Consider the following 24,808-nt stretch of genomic DNA (forward strand, 5'->3'; position numbering starts at 1 on the left):
CGCCCACTGAAAATCATTGTTGAACAAAAAAAACCGCCCCAGAGGGCGGCTAAATCGTTTAAAGTTCGAGGTTTAGATATCTGCGATCCTGTAAAATTCCGCGTTTGCATCAGCAGGATTCCAAACTGGAAAAACCCCTCTCGCTTGTAAGTTGGTTCGTAGTCGATTTGGATCGCCACCCCAGTAGCCTTCTATCGAAGATAACTTTCGATAGCGCTCTTTGAAACGCGTCACACTATCTTGGTCGACAAGATTACGCATGACTCCCATATGACGGACGCGACCACTGACCTTTAATGGCGTCTCGCCTTTACCCTCTTCAGCAATTAACAAAAATTCAACCGTTTCAGCGCTCACACCGAGAGCCTTGGATGTCGCTGAAACGGTCATACCGCCCTCGCCCGTTCTCGCGCCGAGCTTGTAGGCAACTTCCTGAACGTTGATTAATACGGAGTTGAACTTCAGGTCCTCCGAGAGCAACTCGACATGTTCAAGCTGGCCTTGCAGCACCAGCGAAAGCACTTCCATCGATGAAACATTGAGTGCCTTTGCAACGTGGCCGATATCCATCATGCCTTTGTTCGGCACTCGAATGTCCTCCCCAAACCGCCGCATTTCAACAATGAGCTGGTCAAGGTCGTCGACATCGACACCTTTATAGCGCGCTGTACGGTTTTCACCGTCTTCAACGACAGTTCTTAAGAAGCCTTTTTCCAGTAGCAAAGCGACCTGAGGCCGCGTGCACCCGATGCGCTCTGGAATCTTGGCGACTGGAATTGCGCGCTTCAACTTGGCAATTAGTTCTTCTGCTGGCTCCGCCTCAACAGTTTGCCGACTATCTGCATGATATACATCTTTGGGCAACATACCCGACTGTGACAAAATATTGGCTACGGTTTTCGGGTGTACCCCCATTGATGTGGCTAGGGAGGCAACGGTATGCCGCCTTCGTTTTTCAACAACCCGTCCAAATAGTACAGCTCCGGGTTTGATCGGATAATGATCTAGGATAAATTCGCTTAGAGTATCCAAAATTGGGCCAACCGGCTTATCCGACTTTCTGAACTGCACCCATTGATAAAGCCTCCCAAATGTCCCTTGTGGTCCACATTTAACCGCGCCCTTTTGAGGCTTCGTGTATAGATACTCTAAGGCTTGCCGAATGCCCGCGTCACCATTTGAAGTAAACTCAAATCCGACCTGACCGGCTCGGTCCCAGTCGTCATCAGTCAGTTCTGGGAGTGACGCATGGGGACCATATTCAACACATACTCCCAACATTTCAGTCGCTTTACATGCAAGGTCGATCTGTTGGGCGTCCAACCATGACGGCCCTGTGGCACCAGCAAAACGCGCAGTGACGTATTCTTGGAGAGCGGATGGTTTACGCTGTACTGAGTTACGCCAAAGCTCTTCCAAAGCTTTATGATCAGGTGTGTGTGCCCATACATTCAGCTCAAGGCCGCCCCCACTTTCACGAGGCTTCCTATATAATCCCACACCGTGGTGTTCACACGTTCTGATCGCGCTAAAGGCCCAGTTGCTACGCCCAATACCAATGGGCATACCTCCCGGGCGTTCTGAAATATCAGACAACAGACACGCTGGGCAGAAGGTAACTTGGCTTCGCAGCAAAAATTCCTTGAAAAAGACCTCACCATTATATCGATAGAGGCGATCCGAAACATGCTGAAAACTTTTGGATGCCAGCTCATCCGCAGGCATACCACAGATAGGCGATAGCCGGTCACAAATCTCGCGGCGACCCAAATTCAAATCTTGCTGCCTTAACCCGATAAATCTGAGGAAGTTGTCGAGTGATAACCCGAAATGTAAATGTCCAAAACGGTGCAACCAGGAAATCAAGCTCTCACCTGGCTCGGGAAGTAAGCATGGCTTCAACAAGTCCATTCAGCGTCTCCCGACCTGACGGGTTTGCCGCTTGGTCCGCTCTGCTTCGAAATTTTCTGCATCCGTATCAAGCTCAATCGCGGCCCAATCAGTAGCGGCAAAGACGTTTTGCTCCCAGTCACATCCCTCCTGCATCCCCCAAGCTGTTGCGAAATGCTCCCATGTCAGAACTCGAGTTCCCTCCTCCAACGCGCTTTCGATAGCATTGATAACCGTTTCAATTGCTCGACCAAAACGGTGTCGGCTTGCGTGGATCAAGCGAAGTGCCAATGTGTCATCGACCTCAGGTTTTAGCCCGACCTCCGCACAATACTCCTCGATCATACTATAGAGCGGCCCCTCATCCACTCCCTGACATAAGGGCTTTGGTACGACCTTGGTTAGCCGCCGGTTCACTTGTTCATCAAAACGCGTGATTTCCGCCAGGCGTTGAGTGCCACTGAGAATGGGGATTACGGCGGAGTCATTCTGCATCAACGATTTCAACATTTTCAGCATATCGTCGATTTCACGCGCAGAACCGGAGAGAAACATGTCGTGTGCTTCATCAAACCAGAGAACAACGATACCTAAAAGAGCGAGCCTGTGTCGGACGACCCCCCAGATTTCCCAGGCAGATGCTCTCGGTGATACGTCTACTAAACCTGTAGCTTTTAGGACCTCCCGACCGAGACTCTTCAGAGTAGCCGGGCTAGGAACTTGGATTCGCAGGAACTTCGGCGGGTCGCCTGCCGAAGTCGGTTTTAATACAGGGTGTGTTGATAGCACTCGATCCACAGCAGTCGTTTTGCCCGAACCCGAGCCTTCGATAAGGGCAATGCCGCGAGTTTCAAGGTTGCCTGTAAACCGCATCGGTTCAGCAATAAGGCTCCCTTCGTCGTCATGTTTTAAGAGCCGGTTTAGCTGCCGCAGAATTTCTTCGTCGCGCTCAGTAGAAATGTGATGACCCCGGAGTGTGGCGAGAGATTTTCTCCAGCTATGTTTTGCTACGCGGCCCATTATTGATCTCCCTTTTCGATTTTCCAGCTTTTCTTCATGGTCGTTTCTGGTTTCGCCGGAGCAGGACGTGTTGATTTCGTAGGTGTAGCCTCAAGCCGGGCTTCTGAAGGTTGCAATGTTCGGCCGAACTGGCTCGAAGCACTTGTGGTAGGAGCTTCTGTTCCAGCAATATTGAGACTGTGCAGAATTTTGTGCGTGACGCGTTTTCTTACGCCATCGGGAAGCGGTCTTCGAACATGATGGCAAGCTGAGATCTGACAGCGTGCCATTCGCGGACCGAACGCTTCCACTCGGTCGATGTAGCATTGAGCGCCAGATAGATCAATTTCGCCGCAGCGTCGTCGCTTGGGAAATGACCTCGGGTTCTGACGGCACGGCGAATTTTCGAGTTCAAGGCCTCAATGGAATTCGTGGTGTAGATCAGCCTGCGGACCTCGGGCGGGTAATCGAGGAACGGGATGACCTCGTTCCAGGCCCGGCGCCAGCTCGGCGCGATCGCCGGATACTGCCTTGCCAGATCGCTGTCCTCGAACTCAGCCAGAGCCAGTTCTGCCGCCTCGACGTCCACGGCCGTGTAGATCGCCTTTAGGGCGGCGGCGACGGCCTTGCGGTCCCTGTAGCTGGCGAAGTTCATGGAATGGCGCAGCAGATGGACGATGCAGGTCTGGACCCGAGTCTGGGGGAATGCGGCCTCGATGGCCTGGGGAAAGCCCTTCAGCCCGTCCACGACGGCGATGAGGATGTCCTGGACGCCCCTGTTGCGCAGGTCGCTGAGCACTTTGGCCCAGAACTTCGCGCCCTCATTGGCCTGAAACCACAGGCCCAGAACGTCCCGCGTGCCATCCGGCAGCACCGCGAGGGCCACGAAGACCGCCTTGTTCGAGACCGCCCCGTCGCTGCGGATATTGACCCGGATCGCGTCCATGAAGACGATCGGATAGCAGGGATCCAGCGGGCGGTTCTGCCAGGCGGTGACCTCCTCCATGACCGCGTCGGTGATCGCGGAAATCAGGCTGGGCGAGGCCTCGACGCCGTAGATTTCCTCGATATGCCCCTGGATCTCTCGGGTCGTCATTCCCCGGGCATACATGCTGACAATCTTGCGGTCGAATTCAGGAAAGCGCCGCTGATACTTCGCGATCAGCATCGGATCGAAGGTGCCGTTCCGGTCGCGGGGAATGTCCAGAACCACCTTGCCGCTGTCCATGGTCACGGTCTTCTGGCTGCTGCCATTGCGCCGATTGGGCGGCTGGTTCTGGCCCTCAGACGCATCATCTGCGCGCTCTTCATCGAGATGGACATCCATCTCTGTGCTCAGCGCGCGTTCCGCCAGCGCCTTGGTCAGCTCCGCCAGGATGCCGTTCTTGCCAAACAGGTCACCGGGTGAACGCCCTTCCATCAGACGGTCTAGCAAGTCTTTGTCGATGCTCATACGTGGGTCTCCTCTGTGAGCAGTTACCACGTCAGCGCACAAAATTCAGGATAGTCCCGCAATATTGAAACCGCAGAAAAGAGCTTCTTCAGCAGACGCAATGCGCTCTGAATTCCAAGGCTGTGTAATTAAACCGAACTCCAGAGTACGTTCGCCATTCATATTTTGAATGGCACAAATAGCGTTGCACACGACATCGTCGCGCCATTTAAGCTTCGCGGGGTCGCTTGTCTTCAAGCTGCGCCGCGCTGTGAGCCATTGCTGCGCATGCACCCCATCGAAAATACCAAGCACAGCCTGTACCTGATGCCACTCATCACCCAAGCGAACTTCGACGGCACCGATATCATTGGCCAGCCATCGTACATTCAAATCCTGCTTACCAAATTTGTTGTACCAATTCGAAAGCATCTCCGAGTGGTATTTGACACCGAGAACTGTCACACCGTATTTATCCAGCTGCCGTTCAACTGTTGTACCAAAAGCGAGCCGGTCATTGCGTACGGATGGGCTTGCTTTCAACGGATAGTTGCCAACTTTCATGTCATCTTCCCATTGTTCGAGCGGTGTTTTACCTCCCAAGCCCGAGTGTGGCGTATTATGGTAAATATCTACAATCCACCGGACAAGGGCGAAACAAAGGTCCTCAGGCTTCAGACAGGCTCGTGCCTCTGCAGGATGACTTCCTTTTTCCAGTACGGACGAGAACGTTCGGCCGTTCAACCGAGGCAAAAGGCCCATCGACGCTGTTCGGAAAAGGCGTTCTACGGTTCCCCTCATACTTGGCAATCCAGCAATTGAACGTTCATGAGTGATGCCCAAGTCGCTACACGCGGCCAAGAAATTCAATGCTTTGAAGGCTGATCCATTATCGGTCACCAGCGTCTCTGGTGTAGCAGCCATATGCCATCCCGAAACAGCGCCGACGGCATCCGCCCAATCGCCTTTGTCGGAGGTCGTCATGCGGAGACAGTCAAGAGCTGCGCAGGAAGTCGGATTAAGGGTCAATTTCATACCCAAAACGCAGCGTGTCCGACAATCGATAGATGCCGTGATCCACCAGCGTCCCGATTTATCGTCGAGACCTAAACGTTGAAGCTCTTCCATCGTAAAGAGCGACTTGAGCCCTGAACCGGCCAGAATGGTGATCAAATCGATATTCCACTCATCCATCTCTACTCGTTCATATGGACGATAGACCTGCAACCCAGAGCTAACCGGTTTAAACATCTTTACTGCCTCTTCGTGCCCTTTCCTCTTCAAAACCACTTGGAACTTATCAATACTGCCGATTGCGTTGCGAACAGCTTGGCGAGAAGGAACTCGATGCGGTGTCAAGCCTTGAGCTTTGCGTTTCAGGTTCTCGTTGTGGAATGCTACTTTGACGTCGTCTGCCGTAGTCTTTTGGGATGGCCGGTTCAGCGATAGATAGCTTTCGTAAACAGTGCGCATCAGTAGCTCCTTCTCCTCGGCACTGAAGTAGCTTGTCCGGTTCCCTCGATTTGCAACGGAGTCGGCCAAACCTGTCATTCCGAAATCGTTGAACAAAGCGAGCCATTTTCGAAGCGTTCGCGGATGCACAGGCGCTACCGACGGTGTGACGCACCCGCCACGAGGTTTTCGACGCAAACCATCGCGAATTTCGTTTTCGCGCAAAATTGTTTCAGGGCTTGGAGCCTCCTCTAACAAGAACGCTTGTGCGCGCCGACAAATTTCGGGCATATTCTCTTCAATCGAAGCATCATTCACTGACACAAGCGCTTCATCCCGCATTTCCACCAAAGCTGAAACCAAAGCGTGCCTTACATGAAGCCGCTTACGTTGTTTGACGGAAAGATGCGACATTTGAGTGCTAACGCCTGTAGGACGATGCGCCGCCACATCAGGGTTATAGAAATCAGGCTCATGCAAAATCTGTTTGCTAGCGTTCAAGCGAGAAAGAAGGCCAAAATCAAATGTTTCTGAGATGCCTGATCCGTCTGCATCCATCAAGACATAGCCATTTCGTGTTTGATGCGCCAAGCGCAAAGCACGCCCTCGGATCGTGATCTTGTCGTGAGGCTTGATGTGAAAACGGCCAAAGTAGGTTTCAGAGTAGCTGGTCATTGTACGACCTCCATTTTGTTTACGAGAGTTTTGGGGTTGATAATTTCATGGTTCACAGGACGGAGATGATGATCCCGAACTAAACGGAGCAGAGCACGGTAGCCCTTCTCGTTTAGACCGGTCCTGACGGTTAGATCCCGAAGCGAAAGAGCTCCCGAAAGTTCAGATACGGTCTTCAAGGCAATGCGATCTGCTTCGGAATCAAGTTCGCGAACAGCCGCTAACTGCCTAGCGTTATTTTCGCTGATTGGATCGATGTCCCTCTCAGTGACCAACCTGACCTCGTCACAGAATCCGGCATCAAGCGCATGACGTGTAACGTCCTGCATTTCTGCAAGAAATTTGCCGGAGAGAAGACGGACCTCAGGTTTGACGGTAAAGGCAATCTTGCGGCCATCGACGAAAACCGCGATAATGTCGAAGTAGTGTTTTTTGTGACTTGCACCCTCGCACCATTCGAAGAGCACCTGCTCTTTGATTTGCGCGACACCTGGCAAGTCATTCACCACAAACAAGGTACGCAGTTCGAGATGGGACTCCGCCTGAAATCGACGGCCGTTGTCACTTCCTAAAATGACATGAGCCGTACAGTGGCCTTTGGAGGCCTTCGCAATAGATCGATCTGCCTGCGAAGCGGCAGGTAGTCGAATACCGGCTGTATTGGTATACATTTTTCTTCCCCACACTTGACCAGGTGACAGCCCAAATCAGGGCAAATACACCAAGTCGATTTCGAATATGACGTGTGAAAGGCGGCTTAACCGCCGTATCAGACGACTATTCGCGTGAGGGAATTGCTACGACGATAACTTTGGGTAATTGAAATTCCAACAAAGCTACAGTGCGCTTCGCTAACTCCAATAAAATAAGGATAGGATTTCATGATGAAGATTCCGATACCAATTGAACACTAAGTTAGGGATTCAAGGTAACGCTCAATCAAGGTAGCAATCGTTAGCCAAACAGATGATCGAGAGCCCTTTAAAGGCCCCATATCTGGGTAAGTGCAATATGATCAGCTACATTCTTCATACGTATATTTAAAAACAACTTTTTTGGAAGCGCAAGACCAAAAATGGAAAAAATTGATTTTGCTAAGATATCATCAAATTTTGGGGGTCGGCAGAGGTGTAGAACCAACCTATTCATTCTTGCAGTCAAGTTGACTCAAAAAATTGATTTTGAAGAAACATTCCCAAAAATGGTCATAACTCACATCAAACTTAGCGAGAGAATCATCTGAGAAACCGACATCGATATGAGGTGATTCGGTGGAAATGAAGCAGATATTGGATACGAAATTACCAATTTAGGGCACTAACGGCTTAAGGATAGCGAAATCAGAAAAGGTTTCGCTATCGTTTAATTTCCCCGCATCCAATCCTTTTACAATTCATTGCATGATCCGGACAGAGGATTAGGCGTAGCCTAATCCTCTGAAATTATAATTCTGAATTTCAGCCTATCCATGGATAAGTTATCCTTATCAGATACTTATTGACTCGACCCCTTCCAAATCTCACAATTTACCCATCAGCGGATTGTCAGTTTTGATAGTCTGGAATTTGGGATTGGAAGTGGAGGATACAATGACGTTTGCGAACGAGATGAACGGAGGCTCAGATCAGCGCGTTCTAGAGTGCGGCGCAGGTTACACAAGGAACCCGTGCACTGGTCCGAGAGCCAACTGGGTAATGCCTGCTGAAATCTATCGCGATGGCGTTCTGCGAAATGGGAGTTATGCCAGCATTGCATTTTTGTACTTTCTGATGAAGAAATATCTTCAGTCGATAAGATAACATCCGCTATTGGCATATTTGATAGAAGTAAAAAATAGAATACATCCAGTTTATAATAGGCTGAAGAAAAACAGCCCCACCATTTTCAATGAATGAAACTATCTTGAACTAATTTTCCAAACGCATTGCGCGATTTCCTTCAGCGAGCTTTTACGCCTAACGTGAAAACACAGCCCAAGAATTCAGTTAGTACGCCCGAAGGAGCCCCCCCCCATAAACTATTGCTTGTAAATTTCGCTCAATTCCATGTCAGACTATTGGCACTATGTAGTTCGAAAGCTCCCCACTACTCGGGCTCGCCTACCAATACGCCCTCTACCACCTCGTCGAGCACCTCTAGTCTACATTGATCCTGATTATGGCATGGTCGACGGGGAGATCAGGCCTAGATCGTGAAACTGGGATCACCTTAAGCGTGGTCACCGAATTTTGCGTGATTACGTTATAAATCAACGAAGTATAAATGATCTCACGCTCACTAGGTACCAGTTGACGGAACAGCTTAACTCACAATTGTCGCGGTAGAAGCTTGACGGCGCAGATTATCTCGATCTATCAGTTAAGGATGACCTATAGATTCCACATAACTCTGAGCGCTCGAATACCGTTTTAATTCTCAAACGGATTTTCGGGAGTGCCATGGTGGGACGCGGGATTTATACACCCTTCAGCAGTAGATGACTGTGTAGTCGACGGTTCAAATCCGTCCATTCCTACCAACCGTTTGGTTGGTAGGGTAACCGAACGAACAAAATTTAGGCCCCATTTAAAACTGATGCGACTGTTCTCGCCCTTATTACAGATCTCATGTCAGTGATGACCGCTTCCGGTCACCTGAGACCTTGAGTAAAGTATGTCTGCTACGATAAAGCTGCGTATGGTGTCGAATTCTGATCAGCTTTGACCACGGAATTTGTAACTCCATCAGCTAGGCTATGGTTACATCAGCGTTATTTGCACCCATCCACAGTTCTCAGCATTGCACTCAAGGGTCTAATTTCCAGCGGCTTGCGAGCAGATAGAGCACATCGCACGACCTCTTACGGCCGCTTCCAATGCCTACTAGGCCCTGCCACTTACCGGACTGTCCGGCAACAAGAACACGAACAGCGACGCTGGCGAATTGCCCTTGGTCAATCATACCAGTCTCTCGAAACACCGTTTACACACATGCCGCCTCAAGAGCACCGATATCGGGGACAGAACTTCGGACATCACGAATGCTCGCCATGCCCCACCTCCCTTTCCGTAGCTTTGAAATTTCATCATTCCGGGCTCTAACGGTTAACCAATGTGGGATCGGTTAGGGATTGGCGTTTTTGTGAGCGGGGGTTTCTTAAATCTGATCGCAATTGCGTATGTTAGGTCGATACTGCGACAGCAACGCACGCACATAATGAACTTATCGGCGGGTACGGATCCCCAGCAAAAGAGAGTAACTGTCCAAAATGTGAACTCCTCCCCTATATTATCGTAACGAATGAGCGCTGACAGCATCACCACTATTTTCTTGCGGACTACCACGCAAGGTGGCCGGTTTTTTACCCTATTCTAATTATTGAAATAGGGTAAAAATTTTTGCTGAATGAGAGGTTCCAGACTTGCTCGTTTTAGGACTGAAACTCAGCCTCTAAGTCATCGCAGAAAACCCCAACCATAAAGTAAATCAATCTACGTTCGCGCGAAAGTTTGAGATCCGGAAACCCTACAGCTTAAAGTGATACCTCTGCGTGCCTCACGGCATCAAAGTCACCCCATGTACAGGTAAAATCCAATATTGTGTTCGCGCTCCTCGTCAAGAAGGGCCGGAAGCTGACCTTCGTAGCGCTCTGCATTGAGACCCGTAGGGCGGATTTTGCTGCCTTATGCTGCGGGCGCACATCCTCCATTGCAGTTGAGAAGACCTTTTGGAGGAAGGGCGGAGAGCTGCCGTTCGGCGCGTCTTGGACGAATGGCAACTCTGCGCGGACGAGCTAACTTCGCAGACTTTGGCTAGTTAAAGTGGGGTTTACCTTTGTCGGCCATACAACTTGCGGAGCTCAACCACTCGCTCCATGGTCTTCTTCATTTGCACATTGTCCGGCTCAATGTGTTCCCAAAATCGTGCTCTTCCTTCCAATTGCTCAATATAATTTGGAAAGAAAATTCTGCGTCGCGCTACGTGGCTAGATAATCCTGACGACCAGACGAAATACACGTCTCGTTTCAAATCACGGCGGAACTGCCTTGTCGGTCTCGGCTTGCCGGAGGTTATATCCAAGCCGGTTACGATCTTCTTGTCGCCTTCACACAAGAAACGAACTTTTTTCTCATTAACTTGGAAACCCTCACTAGCAATAACTTCGAAGAACAGTCTCCTAATCCCTTTGGGGATGGCTTTTCCAGAGATAACGATGTCATCCGCATACCTAGTGTATCTCAAACGCCTGGACTTGCAGATCTTCATGATCCTTTGATCCAAATCTCGGCAAATTATATTGCTTAGAAGTGGGCTAGATGCGGCTCCTTGCGGTAACTTTCGATCCAATGTGCAGAGGTTTGCCAGCAGAAAGGCTACATTCGAGGGATATCCGAAATCAATAAAAACCTTAACCACCCTCGAAAAACCAATAGAGGGGAAAAAGTCCTTAAGGTCTATCTTGAGGACTTCCTTTCTGCCGCAATGCACGAGTGCGTTATCTAAAATAGAGACGCCTTCTCGATATCCAGTAGAGCAAACCGGCAGTCTGACCGAAGAAAGCACTTCACCGACTATCCAGCGCTGCACTTCAAGCAGTGATGGATAGGGGGCTTGAATTTCTCGCAAGCCTCCTGATCTCTTTCTGATCTTGAAACTTCGGTAGTAACTCTTGGCTCCAAATCCCATCGCGCTAAGGTCAGCCGGATTTCGCCCAACTAATACCGCTAGGTGGGAAGACTCAAAAATGGGTGGAACCCCATTTGAAATGCAGCGCCTTATATATGGCGTATAAGAGCGCACCAAATCACTTCGTAGCCCTATGTCTTCGAAATACTGATGCCACTTGTATAGTAAATTGTCGTTCATAGCGTGGCCACCGCTACCAGATCTCTTCGATGCTCGCATCGCTTACGCCTGAAATTCGATGAATTTCCATTTTCAGCATTGAAAATTGAAATTTCATCGTATTTCGGGCCTGCCGACGCAAGGAGGCACAGTAACACTTTCTTGAGAAACTCAAGAAATGTTACTGTAAGGCTTTCGCCCACCTTAACCGTAGAAGCGACTACACTTCTAAACGCTAGCGGTGACCACTCTTCTGCCCGCATATCACACACTTTAGTCTCCTCCAATCCCAAAGTAGCGCTGCGATAGCTTTGAAACTCTAGGAGCGTATGGTTCAAACGGACTGATCTTGCTGCCCTTGAAGCGTTCTGGCACCTCTCTCCAAGTTTTCTTACCTCTGAAAGCAAACATTTCTTGATTGGCCTGAATCCAAGAAAGCCCAGCCTTCGTAAGGTGCAAAGAAACGCCTTTCGCGGCGATGAGGTTGAACTTTGTCAGGTTCCTAGTTGCCCTTGATAGGTCTTTAATCGAGACGCCGAACTTCAAGGTCAACGAGGAAATGGTCACACCACCTTCTCCTCTGCGGGCCTGATCCAAAATTCTCAATTCAAGGGAGGATAGGCGATTTGTCATAACTCGCTCCTATAGACGAGTGTATCTCGTGGCTTTCCACGCCAATCTTCTGGCCACCAGAGAATTGGGAAGTTGGAATTGGGTGCATTGTGTCCCTTTAGACAAAACAAAGCCTCTGCTCGCCCGTAGCCAAAGCTCGGAAGCATTTTTCCGTCGATTATTTGCGCCAAACCAGATTCAAGTCGATTCATGTGACAAGATTTCACGCCTAGCTCTGTTCCAGAAAAGTGGCCAGATAAGCCAGGCTTTAGCTTCGCCAAAAACTCCACATCAACCCCCAAATCGGACAAATACTCAAAGGCCCTCTCCATTCCAAAGACTACCTTGACTTGCCCTGTCACTGGGAATTTTCGAGATTTCGACTCCGCAAATATGTGTTTCAGTCTCCCACGCACAGTACTTCCGGTTCCTGCGAAATCATCCACTAGAACAAAGTGGGGATAATCCTTCATGTTTTCTTTCTTTAAATACATTGGAACACTATTGAAGAGCTTGATACTATCTCCTCGTGGAAGCATTGGTTTTAGTCTCTGCAAAACCATTTGGGAGCTGTCGGCCCCCTCATTCCAAGCCATGGCGACAACCGCTACGTATGCCTTCTTAGAGGAGACTTGAATTATTCTTTTTGCTAGCTCCCTTAAGTATTTCTCAAACTGGTTCTCTGATAAGAGGATAAACTTTTCCAATATATGCTGCAAAACTTCAAACTCCCCAGTATTGTCACATTGACTAGCAAGTTCGAGAATCTGCTTCTCACAATCCTCCAGGTCTTGACGGCGCATGAAAAGGTCCATCAGCCAGTAGTCTATTGTCTCTTGAGGTATCGCCACTTTTGAAATTTCCCAGTTCAGTACTGCCTTGGCCAGAGAAATCCACCGCCGCTGACGGAGACCCTAGCTTTACTATAGGGGAGTGAAAAGCTAAGTTTTTCCTATCTACCCCATTCCTGGATTGTGTTGTCCATCAGGGATGGACAACGGGAGAAGCTTCCCCATTGAGCGCCGACCGACCATGCTGCCAAGGTTCGCTTTGCGCGCTTCCGGTCATCCGCTGCGCCAAGCATGAATGTCCGGAGAGGGCCGCTCCTGCCGGATCAGCTTATCCTGCAATTGCGAAGACCTTCGTTCCTCACGCGGTCAGTTTGGGCTCGAAGAAGACTTTAGCTGCAACGAACACCGAGGTCTGCTGGGCGGGACAAAGTGTGAATTCGATTTAGAAACCCAAATGGCCGCTTAATGGCTCACCCTGACCCCTACAGCTCACCTAACTCCTTTGCACAATCGAATGAGACTTTTGCGATACCGTTGAGGTCGTTCTGGGAAAACAGCCCTACTTCTGGCGAGCCAGCAGACACGCAACCTTTGCCATAGAATTGCACCCGCAATTGACCTGTTGAAAGTCGCTGCCATAATCCATGGCAAACCATGTTTCTATATTTTATTCCAAGTTCCATGTTCTTGTAAATGTCGGCAATTTGTTTTCGATCCAAAGCCTTGTGCTTTTTGGCAAGCCCGCAAAACACTTGAAGTCTAGCCTTCAGAGCCGAGCCGTCCTCAAGCACATTCTCGATCTTTTCGTTGTCTTTATCGGATATGTCTTTGGGGCCGCCGCTGACGCTGATCGCAGCACGAATGAGCTCGTGTTCGAGGTAGCCGTAGGCAACCACAACGGCTCCAATACATGCATGATCGTCAGGGGTTAAAATGGGAGGGTCGGCCATAGCGAAGTACTCCATCTTTATCAGCGTTGATCGCTATTAGTTTAGGCTGCTTCCCAATGCATCAAATTTAATCGTCAGCGGTTAGCAGTCATTAGGACTTTTTGCAGCATCGGTCATGGTGGGCTCGAAAGAGACATTCTCTGCGTTGCTCACGAAAGTCGTCTGCGGGCTGGAAGCTGACCTTAGTGGCGCTTTGCATGGAGGTCCGCAGACCAGATTTTGCTGCCGTTCGCTGTGGCAATACAAATGATTGCTAGTGCGAACTGTTCGCCAAACCTTTGTATACGAAAAGCTAAACATTTCACTACCGTCAGAAGGCTTGCATGTTCCAGGCTATAAAAACAGCAACAGTTCAATTGTGCGCATTGCTGTAATCCGATTGCGATCATCCGAAGAAAACTTTTCAGAAAAATGGTTCAACCGGTCATTAAGACAATCTGCTGCACCCCAACAGAAATGTAGATAACAGAGGTAAGACGGCTGAGTGTTGATGCGGTGAGTTTTGACGTTGAACCGCGCGGCGACCTTACTGTCCCAGATCGGAAATACGGCAGGGTTTATGAAATGCAGGAACTTGCTTGTGCCAACCCATGAGTTGTTTAGTAGACCCTTAGAAACTACTCCCGAAACCAGCGAGGCCGCGTCATCCAATTTCTCACAGGATCGTATTTCTTTTATGGAAAGCTCGCCCGAATCGAACTCGGAGAAATCCCAAGTTTTCAAGATAGTCGGCATCCAAGCGTAGACGGCGCAACCAAGCGCTAATAGATTTTCTGTTGGCGCAACATCTGGCAAATTGTCAGCTAGCTGAAGTAAAGCACTATACGACTTTGCATACTGACAAGGCAGATCGGGGATAGCACCCGGTTGTTCCATGCGTTGCTGCAAGAATTTTTTCGCACTCTTACAGTCCATTTTTTTCCTTATTTGTCAGAGACGTTAATTGATGGTCGGAACATGTTGTACCTAACATTGAAGATTACTTCACGGGATTATATTTTTCCCAAAATGCCCCCGATTTGGTAGCGGCAAATTGGGTACGCTCCAAAAAACCTCCTTTTTATGCACATAACCAAATTACTCCGATTGGCGAGTTCGAAACCGCTGTATTAAAATCTCTCAAGATAGTTAGAAGCCTCTGCAGCGAAGGTTATCTGAGATGCGCCGCGGGGCTCTAACTGGACTCGCGCTGCACCCGCAGGCAAGGTCAGCAAGCAGTGAGAGATGCGGCCGGTGGCCGAACTGCGGAGCTTACTGCCGTTCACTATAGAAGTAACGAAGACCGCTTCCGGCCTGAAACGGTGGCCTCCTTGCTTAGCTTGCAAGCAAGGAAGTTTGTGCGGCGTGGCAGCTTATATTTTGCTGCCATCATACGGCACGACCTGCGAGAAGCCCTTCCAGTACAGCCTCTTCGGCTGTACGCGGAGAAATGCAATCACCCGTAAGGTGAAATTCAATTCCCAGTTTGCGCACCACTGTCTCGATGGTGTTATCAGGAATATGACCTTGGCAAAGAACCAGTGTATCGACACTCTCGCAGATCACTGGTTCATTATTCATGATGTGCTGCAAATAGACACTGTTCTCGTCGGCCCCAAATAGCCGCATATACGGTATGGTTTGAACACCAAGGCTGTGCAAACGCCCGATACTGGCATCGCGCACGTACATCTGAATGGTCTGACCTGGCATGTAACCGTTGACGGCGAGCCTGACTGAATGGCCCTTTTGAGCAAGAAGTTCAGCCACACCGATACCGATCCAATCGGCGCGCCAGTCTGCAACGACAACGGAATTGCCGATTGCCACCTGCCCCCGCAAGACCTGCCAGGCGTCAACCACATGGGCGTCGTCCCGCCCTTCAAAATCGGGCCAGCGGGGGATTGCACCTGTGGCGAGAATGATCGCATCGGCGGTGTATTCGCGGATCAATGCCTCATCGACGGCCACTCCCTTACGGACATCAACACCTGAGAGTTCCAATTCACGTGTCAAATTGGTGATGATCCCACCGAATTCCGCTCGATGAGGAAGAAGTTGGGCAAGTCGGGCCTGTCCCCCAAGTTGGGCCTCGCGCTCAAATAAAGTGACATCATGCCCTCGCTCGGCGGCGACAGCTGCCGCTTTCATTCCGGCGGGGCCACCACCAATGACCATGATCCGGCGTTTCCCCGAAATCGGTGGGACCTCACCCAAGCGAGTTTCACGACCACTAATCGGATTTTGTATGCAGGAAATCGGATAGCCATCATGAAAATGCCCGATGCACGCCTGATTGCATCCAATACAGGCGCGAATATCATCCGTGCGTCCCGCCTTTGCTTTGCTGCCGATCTGAGGGTCACAAATCATGGCACGTGTCATGCCGCACATATCCGCCTGACCCGACGCAATGATTTTTTCCGCATCCTGCGGCTGGTTGATCCGACCGGTGATAATGGTCGTGAGGCCCGTGCGTTCACGTATGCACTGTCCGAGCGGCGCTGTATAACCGACCTCTTGAAACATCGGTGGCGCGATATGGATGGAGCCTGCAAGCGTTGCCGATGATCCCGCGACAACACTGAAGTAATCGAGCTGTTTGGCCGCTGCAATTGTTTCGCAAGCGTCGAGCATCTCGGATTGGTCAACGCCCTCATGGCTCAATTCGTCGCCCGAAAGCCGAAGCCCTACGACAAAGCCCGGATCAGTCTTACGCCGTATATCCTCAATAATCTCGCGGATGAACCGTGTCCGGTTGACCAGTGATCCACCGTAGTCATCTTTGCGCTTGTTGACGTGAGGGTTCAGAAACTGGGCGGGCAAATATCCATGCGAGCCGACGATTTCCACACCATCCAGACCTGCAGTTTGCATCCGGCGCGCCGCATCGCCATAAGCAGCGGTGATCTGTGTGATCATTTCGCAAGGCATCGGGCGGGGCATTACGTGAAATCGCTCATTCGGTGTAGCCGAGGCGCTATAGGAGACGGGTGCGGTTCCGTCTTCTGAGGCCAGCATCTCACGTCCGGGGTGGAAAAGCTGCGCGATTAACCCGGTATCGTGCTGGTGGATGGCTTTAGCCAATCTCGAATAGCCGGGGATACACTCATCCGTATCAACACGGATCGGATCGGCCACAAAAACCGCACTCGAATGGACCAGCGCGACTTCAGTCACGATTAACCCCGCTCCGCCTTTGGCGCGTGCTTCATGATAGGCAATCATTGCATCGCCTATTTTGCCCTGCTCATTGAGGTGGGTCTCATGACCCGTCGAGACGATGCGATTTCGCAGGGTCATTCCACCGATAGTGATGTGCGAAAGGAGAGCGGGAAAACTGGTCTGGCTCATGTGGGATCCTTACCTATGCGATGCGGTTAAAAATTGGGTGGCGTGATCGCCCAAATTACGACTGTTTTCTCATCTGAGGGGTTGCGGTAGCGATGCGGTGTAGAGCTATCAAAAGCAAAGCTGTCGCCAGCATTCAGCCGGTACCGCTTGTCGCTGAGCCAAAGATCGAGCATCCCACTGATCACAACACCAGCCTCTTCGCCTTGATGAGAATAAACTGTATCGACACCGCTGCCGGGTGCGAAGGCGCAGGAGAGCAGCTCCAACTTTCCGCCGAGCGTTGGGGTCAGAAGTTCATCCGTGATGCCATCGTGATACGCGATAGAGCGGCGATCCCCTCGGCGCACGACAGCCGCCTCTCTTTCGCTGTTGGCGGGGCTGGGGGCAGAAAAGAACCAACTGACCGATACGCCCAGTGCTCGGCTGATCTTGAAAAGCGCAGTAACAGAGGGGCGGTTTTGCCCGCGCTCGATCTGGCTGATGAAGCCGATAGACAGCCCCGTGAGCTCGGCGAAATTTCCAAGGGTCAGCCCCTTGGCCTTGCGCAAATCCCGGATATCTTCGCCCAATCCCGGATCATGGCGCGAGGCTTCCACCTCCTCTATTTTGATGGTGCTGAAGACGATTTCGCCTTCGTGATGATTGGGCATCGGGCAGCCTTACTTGTAAAATATAATATAAAAATTTATACAATAATATAATATGTCAAGATACTTTGCAGTATTCTTATAAGAGACAACTTATATGCCAAGCGCTTTATGATCACATGCAAAGTCAGTTTAAATTTGCTTAGCCCCCATTCAAGACAGGCGCAGCGGCTGTCGTTATGCGCCGGTCTCAGCGATGAATCCTCTGCTGCCGCTGCGAAGCCGTTGCCTGCCGCCAAAGTCAAGCTGCGCTCCTTGAAAGAATTTGTTGCAAGTTTCATTGTTTACCGCGCTGCAGACGAAGCTGACCTTTGGCCACAAAGATATTGCTCGCACTCAAGCGGACAACTATCGAGGGCGGCAATATGACCGCTTTTGAATGAGATCTGACTGCAATCATCGGTAGGCCGTCGACGCAACGACCCTTTGTCTGCGCTGGTCATCCGTCGGCGCGTCCAGCATGGGTTGTAGGGCATGATGCGGCTACGATGGGCGGTGACTGGTGGCGATTTTGGTCCTCTTATAGAGGGTTCGATATCGCCTCTTGCGCAAAGACTACGACGCAAAACGGACGGTGCGCCCTAGGGGGCCGTCAGCTACACGCCTCCGAATTGACCGGCTCAAGGCCTTTGTTCCCAACTTACTGGAAACCAACATTTTCACGACGCCGTCAACGAGAATGGGAAACATGCCTGCCAGCAATATCAAGGCTTTTGATTTACTTTTGACCGCATTCAGGCCTCGTGTCATAATTGCTCATGGCGTGAACTCAGCGAAAAATCTCGCCGGCTGGACAGGCGGAGAGTTCATAGCATGCCGGTACCTCTCTCGAGCGGGATATGCAGTAGTTGATGAAATTGACGGAAAGCTTCGAGACCGCTAACCCACCCCGTGCCACTGCCAGAGGCCCTTATGGCACACGTGGTAATCGTGGGCTTTCAAACGACCTTCGCCACGGTTCGGAGTACGTCAGTTTTGAGTTTGTAGCGCCTAGCTCAATCAACGACTGTTTTCCGTTATTCCAAGTCACATTGGCTACGATTATCTACCCGGCCCCGCAGAAATCAGGTAGACGGTAGCCATGAACCAACTCGCGCCTAAATGGGAATTCGTGTCAGACACCGTCATGGGCGGTGTTTCAACCGGTTCCGCCACAGAAGAAATCGTTGGCGGCCACCACGCCACAGTTCTTCGCGGCACAGTCTCGCTCGAGAACAACGGTGGCTTTATCCAGATGGCATTTGACCTTCACGAAGGTGGTACGGATGTCGACGTAAGCGCCTGGGACGGCATAGAGATGGACGTATACGGTGATGGTGGCACCTACGATGTTCGGCTTCGCACGGCGCAGCTATCCAGACCTTGGCAATCTTTTCGCGCCGATTTTGGCGGTGAGCCACACTGGCACAACGTTAAGATACCCTTTTCTTCACTGGTATCGCATCGGGTGGAAGCAATCTTCGACCCAACTTGCCTTAGACGCATCGGGATACTGGCGATAGGACGCGCACGTGATGCCTGTATTGCTGTATCCAATATCGGGTTTTACTCGGCGAACTAAGTAAAATTTCTGCGTGCCACACGACATGGCTGAAGATAGTATCTAACTTCGCCGCATCGCACGTCAGCTATATTAAGGTTCTGGTGAGATACTGGCACGACCTCTTATCGAAATCGATGTGTAGGTCGGCATGAGCCCCGAAGCGTGCAGTCAGATTTTAGATTCCTACTTCACAAGAAATGCCCAAGCGTTTGGACCGGTTACCCTCCCCTACCGCACCACCGGCAGGTCTTCCATTCGCGTGGTATAGCGCGGGCTCCGATGATCTGCGCGCAATCGCCACGTCTGGTTCTTACCTTCGCTGGCCAGAACCATCGTCTTCTTCCCGAACCTTTGATTCACGTCATCCAGAGCCTTCATCAAAGCTGGTGATTTCGGACGCTCCCGGTCGAAAAGCGTTTGAGGACGATCTTCGAACCGCATCAAGTCATTGAGCATAATGCCGGCCTTGGTGAAGCCAAAGCTTCCAGGGTCCGACTTTGGCCATCCGGCTTCTGCGCAGCGTCGTGCGGCTTCAACAAGGTCGAAGGTATCCGACGACATCGGGGTCATTCGGGTTGTTCTGGAAGCTGTATACTGTGGACGATCTGGCCGGTGCTTATTGGTGTGAAAGAACACAGTCAGCGTACCAGCGACCAAGCCGTGCTGGCGCAGCTTTTCAGCGCCCCGTGATGCGTGCGCAGTGATCGCCTGGAACAGCGTGTCGAAGTCTGTCATCGGAGTGCCTGCAGACCGTGTTACAGCCATACCTTTGCGCTGTGGCTCTACGTCCTCAAAGGCGAGACAGGCCTCACCCTGTAACTCCAGCACGATCCTCTCCAGCACCACGGTGCCGACAGCCCTTGCCTGCCGGATTGGCAGATCACGAAGATCAGCTGCCGTGTGTACACCCAAGGCTTTCAACTTGTCGGTGGTCTTTCGACCAACGCCCCAGATGTCCCCGACTGACACGCGTGGCAGCAGCCAGCTTGCAAGACTCTCGTCCATCATATCCAAAACCCCAGCAAAGATGGGGTTCTTCTTGGCGATATCGTTCGCACATTTAGCAAGGGTCTTGGTTGGGGCGATGCCGATGCGTACTGGCACCCCTACTCGTCTCAAGACCGCTGCACGCAGTGCCTTGGCATGTGAGGTGCGATCTTTGAAACCAACAAAGTCGAGGAAGCATTCATCGATGGAATAGATTTCGACGTTTGGCGTAAAGTCTTCGTAGACCTCAACCACCCGACGAGAGATGTCGCCATAGAGGGTGTAGTTCGAGCTGAAGACGCGGATACCATGGGCATCAACCTTATCGCGGATGTGATGCAGCGGAGTGCCCATCTTGATCCCCAAGGCCTTGGCCTCATCGCTGCGCGCTATGGCGCAACCATCGTTATTGGATAGTACGATCACCGGGACGTTCTTAAGAGTCGGATCGAATATTCGCTCGGCGCTCACATAGAAGTTCGCGCTGTCGCTGATGGCAACAGGCCGCTTCATGCCAAGTCGTAACGCCGGACAACACCTGCGATAACGCCCCAGATTTCGCTATCCTCTGTAAGTTCGACGTCGGGGAACTGTTCTTGGCTATTCGCGGGCGCGAGGTAGTATCTGTCACCACGCTTACGCAGGATCTTTGCTGTGACAGCACCATCTACCACGGCCAGCACGGCTCGCCCAATGCGGCGCTTGCCAGCACGGTCTACAGCGATGATATCACCATCACGTATTCCAGCGTCCCAGAGGCAGTCCCCTTCTACGCGCCACCAAAATGTGGATGAAGGATGTCTAACGACCCAGGCCATAGGGTCGATCTCATCTTCGAGATCGTCTCCAGCTGGCGAAGGAAAACCTGCGCTGACTGGTGTGCTGACAATTCGAACAGATTGGGAAGGCATGTGGACGGGTTTATCAACTGGGTAAACTGGCATGGGAATCCTAACTGTTCGCTATTTGTTCTCAATCTGCGATTCACCTGCCCGATGTCAAGTTTGGTTTGGGGTGATGTGGACTGGAGGCTGGCATCAGATCGAACCGAGTTTGTGAATTCGACGATGGAGAATAGCACCCTGAGCCCCTGCCCTGCTTACAGAAGGTGAAGAGTGCCTCACTGCAAGGGTACCGACTGAAGCATATCGTCAGTGTCTAACTTCAAAACACTGCGCGAGAGCGGGCTTTTGAACACGTGGACAGCGCGCATTTCCGGGCCCTGGTCTTGGGTCGACATCAACAGTCCGGCCCATTCAAGCGGTCGCAAAACGCAGGCCTTGAACGCGTATGTGTCCCGCCGGGCAGCATTGCGGTCACTCTCCGGTTCACCATAGAGCTTTTGATATAGGGTAGCTTCGCTGATGCCGTGATCGGCCTCTACGTTGATCACATTCATCCAAACGTCCCAATTCCCGAAGGGTTGGTCATCAAAGCGCGCATAAGAGGAGTGATCTATCTGGTGTACAAAATACGGGATCAATTCGACAAACAAGCGCCCGGGCGATTGGGCCAACTCTTTGCCACGCTTGGTGAGCCGGAACTCGTCTTTGAAGTGGCGACCAAGGCGCAATTCGATCAGCAGGAAGTGCAGCACTTCGAGCGGGGCGAAGTCGGCTTCATTGACCACCTTATGATAGCGGAACACCTCATCCGCACCTTCTCTTGGCCAGTCAAAATTCTGTACAGCCCATTGAACGAAGGTACGCTTGAACGCCTTGTTTTTGGTGATCCCTATCGATCCGTGTTCCTGCGTATATTGCATGGTCAGAAGAGCTGCCCGTAGCAGCGGTGACCGCAAGAGGTCGGGATGGTCGTCAGCGAGGGTTTGGTATTCGATCATACGTGAAAGGTGTCACACACCGAACCGCAGCGCCATGATATTCGCATCAGCTACGTGCGTATGTCATAGTAAATACGGCATTAATTAAATATCTTATTTCGTTCTGAGACTTCGCAACATCTCGCGCGTATATAGGAAGACCAAGTAGCGCCGATAGTGTTACCTTATAGAACGCTAGGGGCGTATTTTGTTGAAAAACTCTTCCTTGATCGCGGCCTGAACTGCTGATTCAATTCCTTTATTCGGGGGGAGTATTGGCGATGATGGGACCACGACAGGAGGCGCAACCGGCGCTGTTCTACGAGTTCTCGCTGGAGGATCATGTTCCCCAAGATCACCTGCTTCGATCCATTGATCGGTTCGTTGACCTGAGCAGCATCCGCGCCCACCTTGCGGATTTCTACAGCCATACCGGCCGCCCGTCGGTCGATCCCGAGCTGCTGATCCGGATGTTGCTGGTCGGCTATTGCTTCGGCATTCGCTCTGAGCGACGGCTCTGCGAAGAGGTGCATCTGAACCTCGCGTATCGCTGGTTCTGCCGCCTCGATCTGAGCGACCGGGTCCCGGATCACTCGACGTTTTCCAAGAACCGGCATGGGCGTTTTCGGGACAGCGAACTGCTGCGCCACCTGTTTGAGACGACTGTCGCGCGCTGCATCGCCGAAGGACTGGTCAGCGGCCAGCGAATGGCGATTGACGCCAGCCTGATCGAAGCCGATGCGAACAAGCAGAACTCCACGCCGAAGGAAGACTGGGACGCAACGCACATTGATCCGGCTGATGCGCCCCGCGCCGTGCGCGAGTATCTCGACACGCTGGATAAGGCTGCATTTGGCGCGGCCAGCGAGGTGCAGCCCAAGTTCACCTCGCATTCTGATCCCGCCAGCCAATGGACGGCGGCGCGTAAGGGTCCGGCATTCTTCAGCTATTCCGATAACTACCTGATAGACACGGATCACGGTGTCATATTGGACGTCGAAGGCACCCGTTCGATCCGACAAGCCGAGGTTGGATCGACACAGACCATGCTTACACGGGTGAAAGCCAAGTTCGGCCTGGTCCCCGACTGGATGATCGCCGACACAGCCTATGGTTCAGGCCCAATGCTCGGCTGGCTCGTGGAACGCAAGATCGATCCTTACATCCCTGTGATCGACAAGGCCGGACGCCCCGATGGGACCTGGACACGCACAGATTTTGACTGGGATGCGATGAACGACCAATACATCTGCCCCGAGGGCCACGCGCTCAAACAGTTCCGCCGGAATTACTCTGATCCAAGCCGGGGGCCGACGGGCAAGGGCACCGCGCGCTATCGCGCCTTGAAAGAAGTCTGCCAGGTCTGCCCGTCCAAGCAAAAATGCTGCCCCAACGCTGAGGCGCGCAAGATCACCCGCGAGGAGCACGAAGACGCGCGTCAGGTTGCCAGAGATTTGGCCAATACTGAAGAATATCAGATTGCGATGAAGCTCAGAAAAAAGGTCGAAATGCTCTTTGCTCACCTCAAACGCATTCTCGGGCTGGGACGACTGCGATTACGCGGCCCATGCGGTGCAAATGACGAATTCCTCTGACCTGCCACGGGATTTTTCCTCCACGGTCGATTAGAGTCCGGCCCAACTTGAGGACGGACAATGAAGCGAACGAGATTCACGGACGAACAGATCATCGGCATCCTTGGCGAGCACGAAGCAGGCGCAAAATGCGCGGACTTGTGCCGCAAGCACGGCATGTCGGAAGGCACCTTTTATAACTGGAAGGCCAAATTCGGCGGCATGACGGTGTCTGAGGCCAAGCGGCTGAAGACGCTTGAGGATGAGAACGCCAAGCTGAAGAAGCTGCTGGCTGAGCAGATGCTCGATCTGGCTGCAATGAAGGAACTGGTTTCAAAAAAGTGGTGACGCCTGCCGTGAAGCGCGAGGCGGTCGCGCATCTGAAGGCCCTTCTCGGGCTATCGGAACGGCGGGCGTGCCGGATTGCCGGGGCGGACCGCAAGATGGTCCGCTACCAGTCTAAGCGTGCGCCGGACACGGTTCTACGCGGTCGGTTGCGGGATCTGGCCAACGAGCGTCGACGGTTCGGTTATCGGCGGCTCTTCGTGCTGCTGCGCCGCGAGGGCGAGCCCTCGGGGATCAACCGGATCTATCGGCTTTACCGCGAGGAAGGGCTGGCGGTGCGCAAGCGAAAGGCCCGACGCAAGGCTGTCGGGACACGGGCACCAATCTTGGTCGAAGCACGGCCGAACGCACGTTGGTCATTGGATTTCGTCCACGACCAATTCGCCAGCGGCCAGCGCTTCCGGGTGCTCAACGTGGTCGACGATGTCACCCGGGAGTGCTTAGCGGCAATCCCGGATACCTCGATTTCGGGACGGCGTGTGGCACGCGAGCTGACGGCCTTGATCGAGCGGCGCGGAAAGCCTGGCATGATTGTCAGCGATAATGGGACCGAACTAACCAGTAACGCGATCCTGCGCTGGTGTTCCGAGCACCGGATCGAATGGCACTACATCGCGCCGGGCAAGCCCATGCAGAACGGCTTCGTCGAAAGCTTTAACGGGCGGATGCGCGACGAGCTACTTAACGAGACCATGTTCCGCAACCTGGCACATGCCCGCGTCGTGATCCCCGCATGGGCCGCCGACTACAACACCGAACGCCCGCATTCGGCCTTGAATTACCAGACCCCGGCCGACTACGCGCGGACCCTGACCACCGCAATCGCCCGCCCCGCTACGCGAGATGAAAGCTCCGCGTGTCGGGCGATTGCTCAACCTGCGCCAATCGGCGTAAACATCAATCGGGCTCAAGTCACAGCTGGATGAGAGTTC

General features: G+C 52.0%; 17 protein-coding genes and 1 pseudogene. 3 read left to right on the forward strand and 15 right to left on the reverse strand.

All coding sequences use genetic code 11. The annotated features are described in order from the left end of the window. Positions 1–72: 72 nt before the first annotated feature. The 12 genes from AB1495_RS14770 to AB1495_RS14825 form a co-directional block, all read right to left on the reverse strand. Positions 73–1,911: a TniQ family protein gene (locus tag AB1495_RS14770; protein ID WP_074634804.1), complete on the reverse strand. Its 1,839-nt coding sequence runs from the start codon at positions 1,909–1,911 to the stop codon at positions 73–75. Next, positions 1,912–2,910, reverse strand: coding sequence for a TniB family NTP-binding protein (locus AB1495_RS14775; RefSeq protein ID WP_074634803.1), 999 nt, complete (start codon positions 2,908–2,910; stop codon positions 1,912–1,914). Between the two features lie 208 nt (positions 2,911–3,118). After that, complete coding sequence (locus tag AB1495_RS14780) at positions 3,119–4,342, reverse strand: IS256 family transposase (protein WP_367581959.1); 1,224 nt, start codon at positions 4,340–4,342, stop codon at positions 3,119–3,121. 45 nt (positions 4,343–4,387) lie between these two features. Beyond that, positions 4,388–6,448: a DDE-type integrase/transposase/recombinase gene (locus AB1495_RS14785; protein ID WP_083350922.1), complete on the reverse strand. Its 2,061-nt coding sequence runs from the start codon at positions 6,446–6,448 to the stop codon at positions 4,388–4,390. Beyond that, complete coding sequence (locus AB1495_RS14790) at positions 6,445–7,119, reverse strand: hypothetical protein (RefSeq protein ID WP_074637682.1); 675 nt, start codon at positions 7,117–7,119, stop codon at positions 6,445–6,447. The genes AB1495_RS14785 and AB1495_RS14790 overlap by 4 nt, the downstream gene beginning before the upstream one ends. 3,136 nt (positions 7,120–10,255) lie before the next feature. Then, complete coding sequence (locus AB1495_RS14795) at positions 10,256–11,293, reverse strand: reverse transcriptase family protein (protein ID WP_074637683.1); 1,038 nt, start codon at positions 11,291–11,293, stop codon at positions 10,256–10,258. A gap of 252 nt (positions 11,294–11,545) precedes the next feature. Then, entirely contained in the window at positions 11,546–11,905 is a 360-nt protein-coding gene (locus AB1495_RS14800) for a hypothetical protein (RefSeq protein ID WP_074637684.1), read from the reverse strand. Beyond that, a complete protein-coding gene (locus tag AB1495_RS14805; RefSeq protein ID WP_139283866.1) occupies positions 11,902–12,687 on the reverse strand; it encodes a hypothetical protein in 786 nt (261 codons plus the stop codon). Before AB1495_RS14805 ends, AB1495_RS14800 begins: the two co-directional genes overlap by 4 nt. A gap of 470 nt (positions 12,688–13,157) precedes the next feature. Next, the gene (locus AB1495_RS14810; RefSeq protein ID WP_139283868.1) at positions 13,158–13,625 is read right to left on the reverse strand and encodes a hypothetical protein; all 468 of its coding nucleotides are present in this window, start codon (positions 13,623–13,625) and stop codon (positions 13,158–13,160) included. Positions 13,626–13,958: 333 nt separating this feature from the next. Beyond that, positions 13,959–14,540: a hypothetical protein gene (locus AB1495_RS14815; protein ID WP_074637687.1), complete on the reverse strand. Its 582-nt coding sequence runs from the start codon at positions 14,538–14,540 to the stop codon at positions 13,959–13,961. 453 nt (positions 14,541–14,993) lie between these two features. Further along, positions 14,994–16,958, reverse strand: coding sequence for an FAD-dependent oxidoreductase (locus AB1495_RS14820; RefSeq protein WP_074637688.1), 1,965 nt, complete (start codon positions 16,956–16,958; stop codon positions 14,994–14,996). 26 nt (positions 16,959–16,984) lie between these two features. Continuing rightward, complete coding sequence (locus tag AB1495_RS14825) at positions 16,985–17,608, reverse strand: cupin domain-containing protein (RefSeq protein WP_083350924.1); 624 nt, start codon at positions 17,606–17,608, stop codon at positions 16,985–16,987. 1,078 nt (positions 17,609–18,686) lie between these two features. Between AB1495_RS14825 and AB1495_RS14830 the strand changes: the two genes are divergently transcribed. Then, on the forward strand, positions 18,687–19,166 hold the full coding sequence (locus tag AB1495_RS14830; RefSeq protein WP_074637689.1) for a CIA30 family protein: 480 nt from the start codon (positions 18,687–18,689) through the stop codon (positions 19,164–19,166). 210 nt (positions 19,167–19,376) lie between these two features. Here AB1495_RS14830 and AB1495_RS14835 read toward each other — a convergent pair whose 3' ends face one another. The 3 genes from AB1495_RS14835 to AB1495_RS14845 form a co-directional block, all read right to left on the reverse strand. After that, on the reverse strand, positions 19,377–20,648 hold the full coding sequence (locus tag AB1495_RS14835) for a Y-family DNA polymerase (protein WP_074637690.1): 1,272 nt from the start codon (positions 20,646–20,648) through the stop codon (positions 19,377–19,379). Further along, positions 20,645–21,079 carry a LexA family transcriptional regulator gene (locus AB1495_RS14840; RefSeq protein WP_039911895.1) on the reverse strand — a complete coding sequence of 145 codons (435 nt, stop codon included), beginning with the start codon at positions 21,077–21,079 and terminating at the stop codon, positions 20,645–20,647. Before AB1495_RS14840 ends, AB1495_RS14835 begins: the two co-directional genes overlap by 4 nt. Before the next feature lie 176 nt (positions 21,080–21,255). Next, the gene (locus tag AB1495_RS14845) at positions 21,256–21,978 is read right to left on the reverse strand and encodes a hypothetical protein (RefSeq protein ID WP_074637692.1); all 723 of its coding nucleotides are present in this window, start codon (positions 21,976–21,978) and stop codon (positions 21,256–21,258) included. Between the two features lie 260 nt (positions 21,979–22,238). Between AB1495_RS14845 and AB1495_RS14850 the strand changes: the two are divergent. Both AB1495_RS14850 and AB1495_RS14855 read left to right on the forward strand, forming a co-directional pair. Continuing rightward, positions 22,239–23,549 (forward strand): annotated as a pseudogene (locus tag AB1495_RS14850) (transposase); the annotation flags it as partial. Between the two features lie 63 nt (positions 23,550–23,612). Next, a protein-coding gene (locus AB1495_RS14855) for an IS3 family transposase (RefSeq protein ID WP_139283870.1) occupies positions 23,613–24,802 on the forward strand; the annotation gives its coding sequence in 2 pieces (ribosomal slippage) (positions 23,613–23,865 and positions 23,865–24,802; 1,191 coding nt in all). Positions 24,803–24,808 lie beyond the last annotated feature (6 nt).

The sequence above is a fragment of the Sulfitobacter pontiacus genome, assembly GCF_040790665.1.
Taxonomy (GTDB): Bacteria; Pseudomonadota; Alphaproteobacteria; order Rhodobacterales; family Rhodobacteraceae; genus Sulfitobacter; species Sulfitobacter pontiacus.

Excerpts from the sequence above, each read along its gene's own strand:
- AB1495_RS14770 (WP_074634804.1), bottom strand. The coding sequence starts at position 1,911 with ATGGACTTGTTGAAGCCATGCTTACTTCCCGAGCCAGGTGAGAGCTTG.
- AB1495_RS14775 (WP_074634803.1), bottom strand. The coding sequence starts at position 2,910 with ATGGGCCGCGTAGCAAAACATAGCTGGAGAAAATCTCTCGCCACACTC.
- AB1495_RS14780 (WP_367581959.1), bottom strand. The coding sequence starts at position 4,342 with ATGAGCATCGACAAAGACTTGCTAGACCGTCTGATGGAAGGGCGTTCA.
- AB1495_RS14785 (WP_083350922.1), bottom strand. The coding sequence starts at position 6,448 with ATGACCAGCTACTCTGAAACCTACTTTGGCCGTTTTCACATCAAGCCT.
- AB1495_RS14790 (WP_074637682.1), bottom strand. The coding sequence starts at position 7,119 with ATGTATACCAATACAGCCGGTATTCGACTACCTGCCGCTTCGCAGGCA.
- AB1495_RS14795 (WP_074637683.1), bottom strand. The coding sequence starts at position 11,293 with ATGAACGACAATTTACTATACAAGTGGCATCAGTATTTCGAAGACATA.
- AB1495_RS14800 (WP_074637684.1), bottom strand. The coding sequence starts at position 11,905 with ATGACAAATCGCCTATCCTCCCTTGAATTGAGAATTTTGGATCAGGCC.
- AB1495_RS14805 (WP_139283866.1), bottom strand. The coding sequence starts at position 12,687 with ATGCGCCGTCAAGACCTGGAGGATTGTGAGAAGCAGATTCTCGAACTT.
- AB1495_RS14810 (WP_139283868.1), bottom strand. The coding sequence starts at position 13,625 with ATGGCCGACCCTCCCATTTTAACCCCTGACGATCATGCATGTATTGGA.
- AB1495_RS14815 (WP_074637687.1), bottom strand. The coding sequence starts at position 14,540 with ATGGACTGTAAGAGTGCGAAAAAATTCTTGCAGCAACGCATGGAACAA.
- AB1495_RS14820 (WP_074637688.1), bottom strand. The coding sequence starts at position 16,958 with ATGAGCCAGACCAGTTTTCCCGCTCTCCTTTCGCACATCACTATCGGT.
- AB1495_RS14825 (WP_083350924.1), bottom strand. The coding sequence starts at position 17,608 with ATGCCCAATCATCACGAAGGCGAAATCGTCTTCAGCACCATCAAAATA.
- AB1495_RS14830 (WP_074637689.1), top strand. The coding sequence starts at position 18,687 with ATGAACCAACTCGCGCCTAAATGGGAATTCGTGTCAGACACCGTCATG.
- AB1495_RS14835 (WP_074637690.1), bottom strand. The coding sequence starts at position 20,648 with ATGAAGCGGCCTGTTGCCATCAGCGACAGCGCGAACTTCTATGTGAGC.
- AB1495_RS14840 (WP_039911895.1), bottom strand. The coding sequence starts at position 21,079 with ATGCCAGTTTACCCAGTTGATAAACCCGTCCACATGCCTTCCCAATCT.
- AB1495_RS14845 (WP_074637692.1), bottom strand. The coding sequence starts at position 21,978 with ATGATCGAATACCAAACCCTCGCTGACGACCATCCCGACCTCTTGCGG.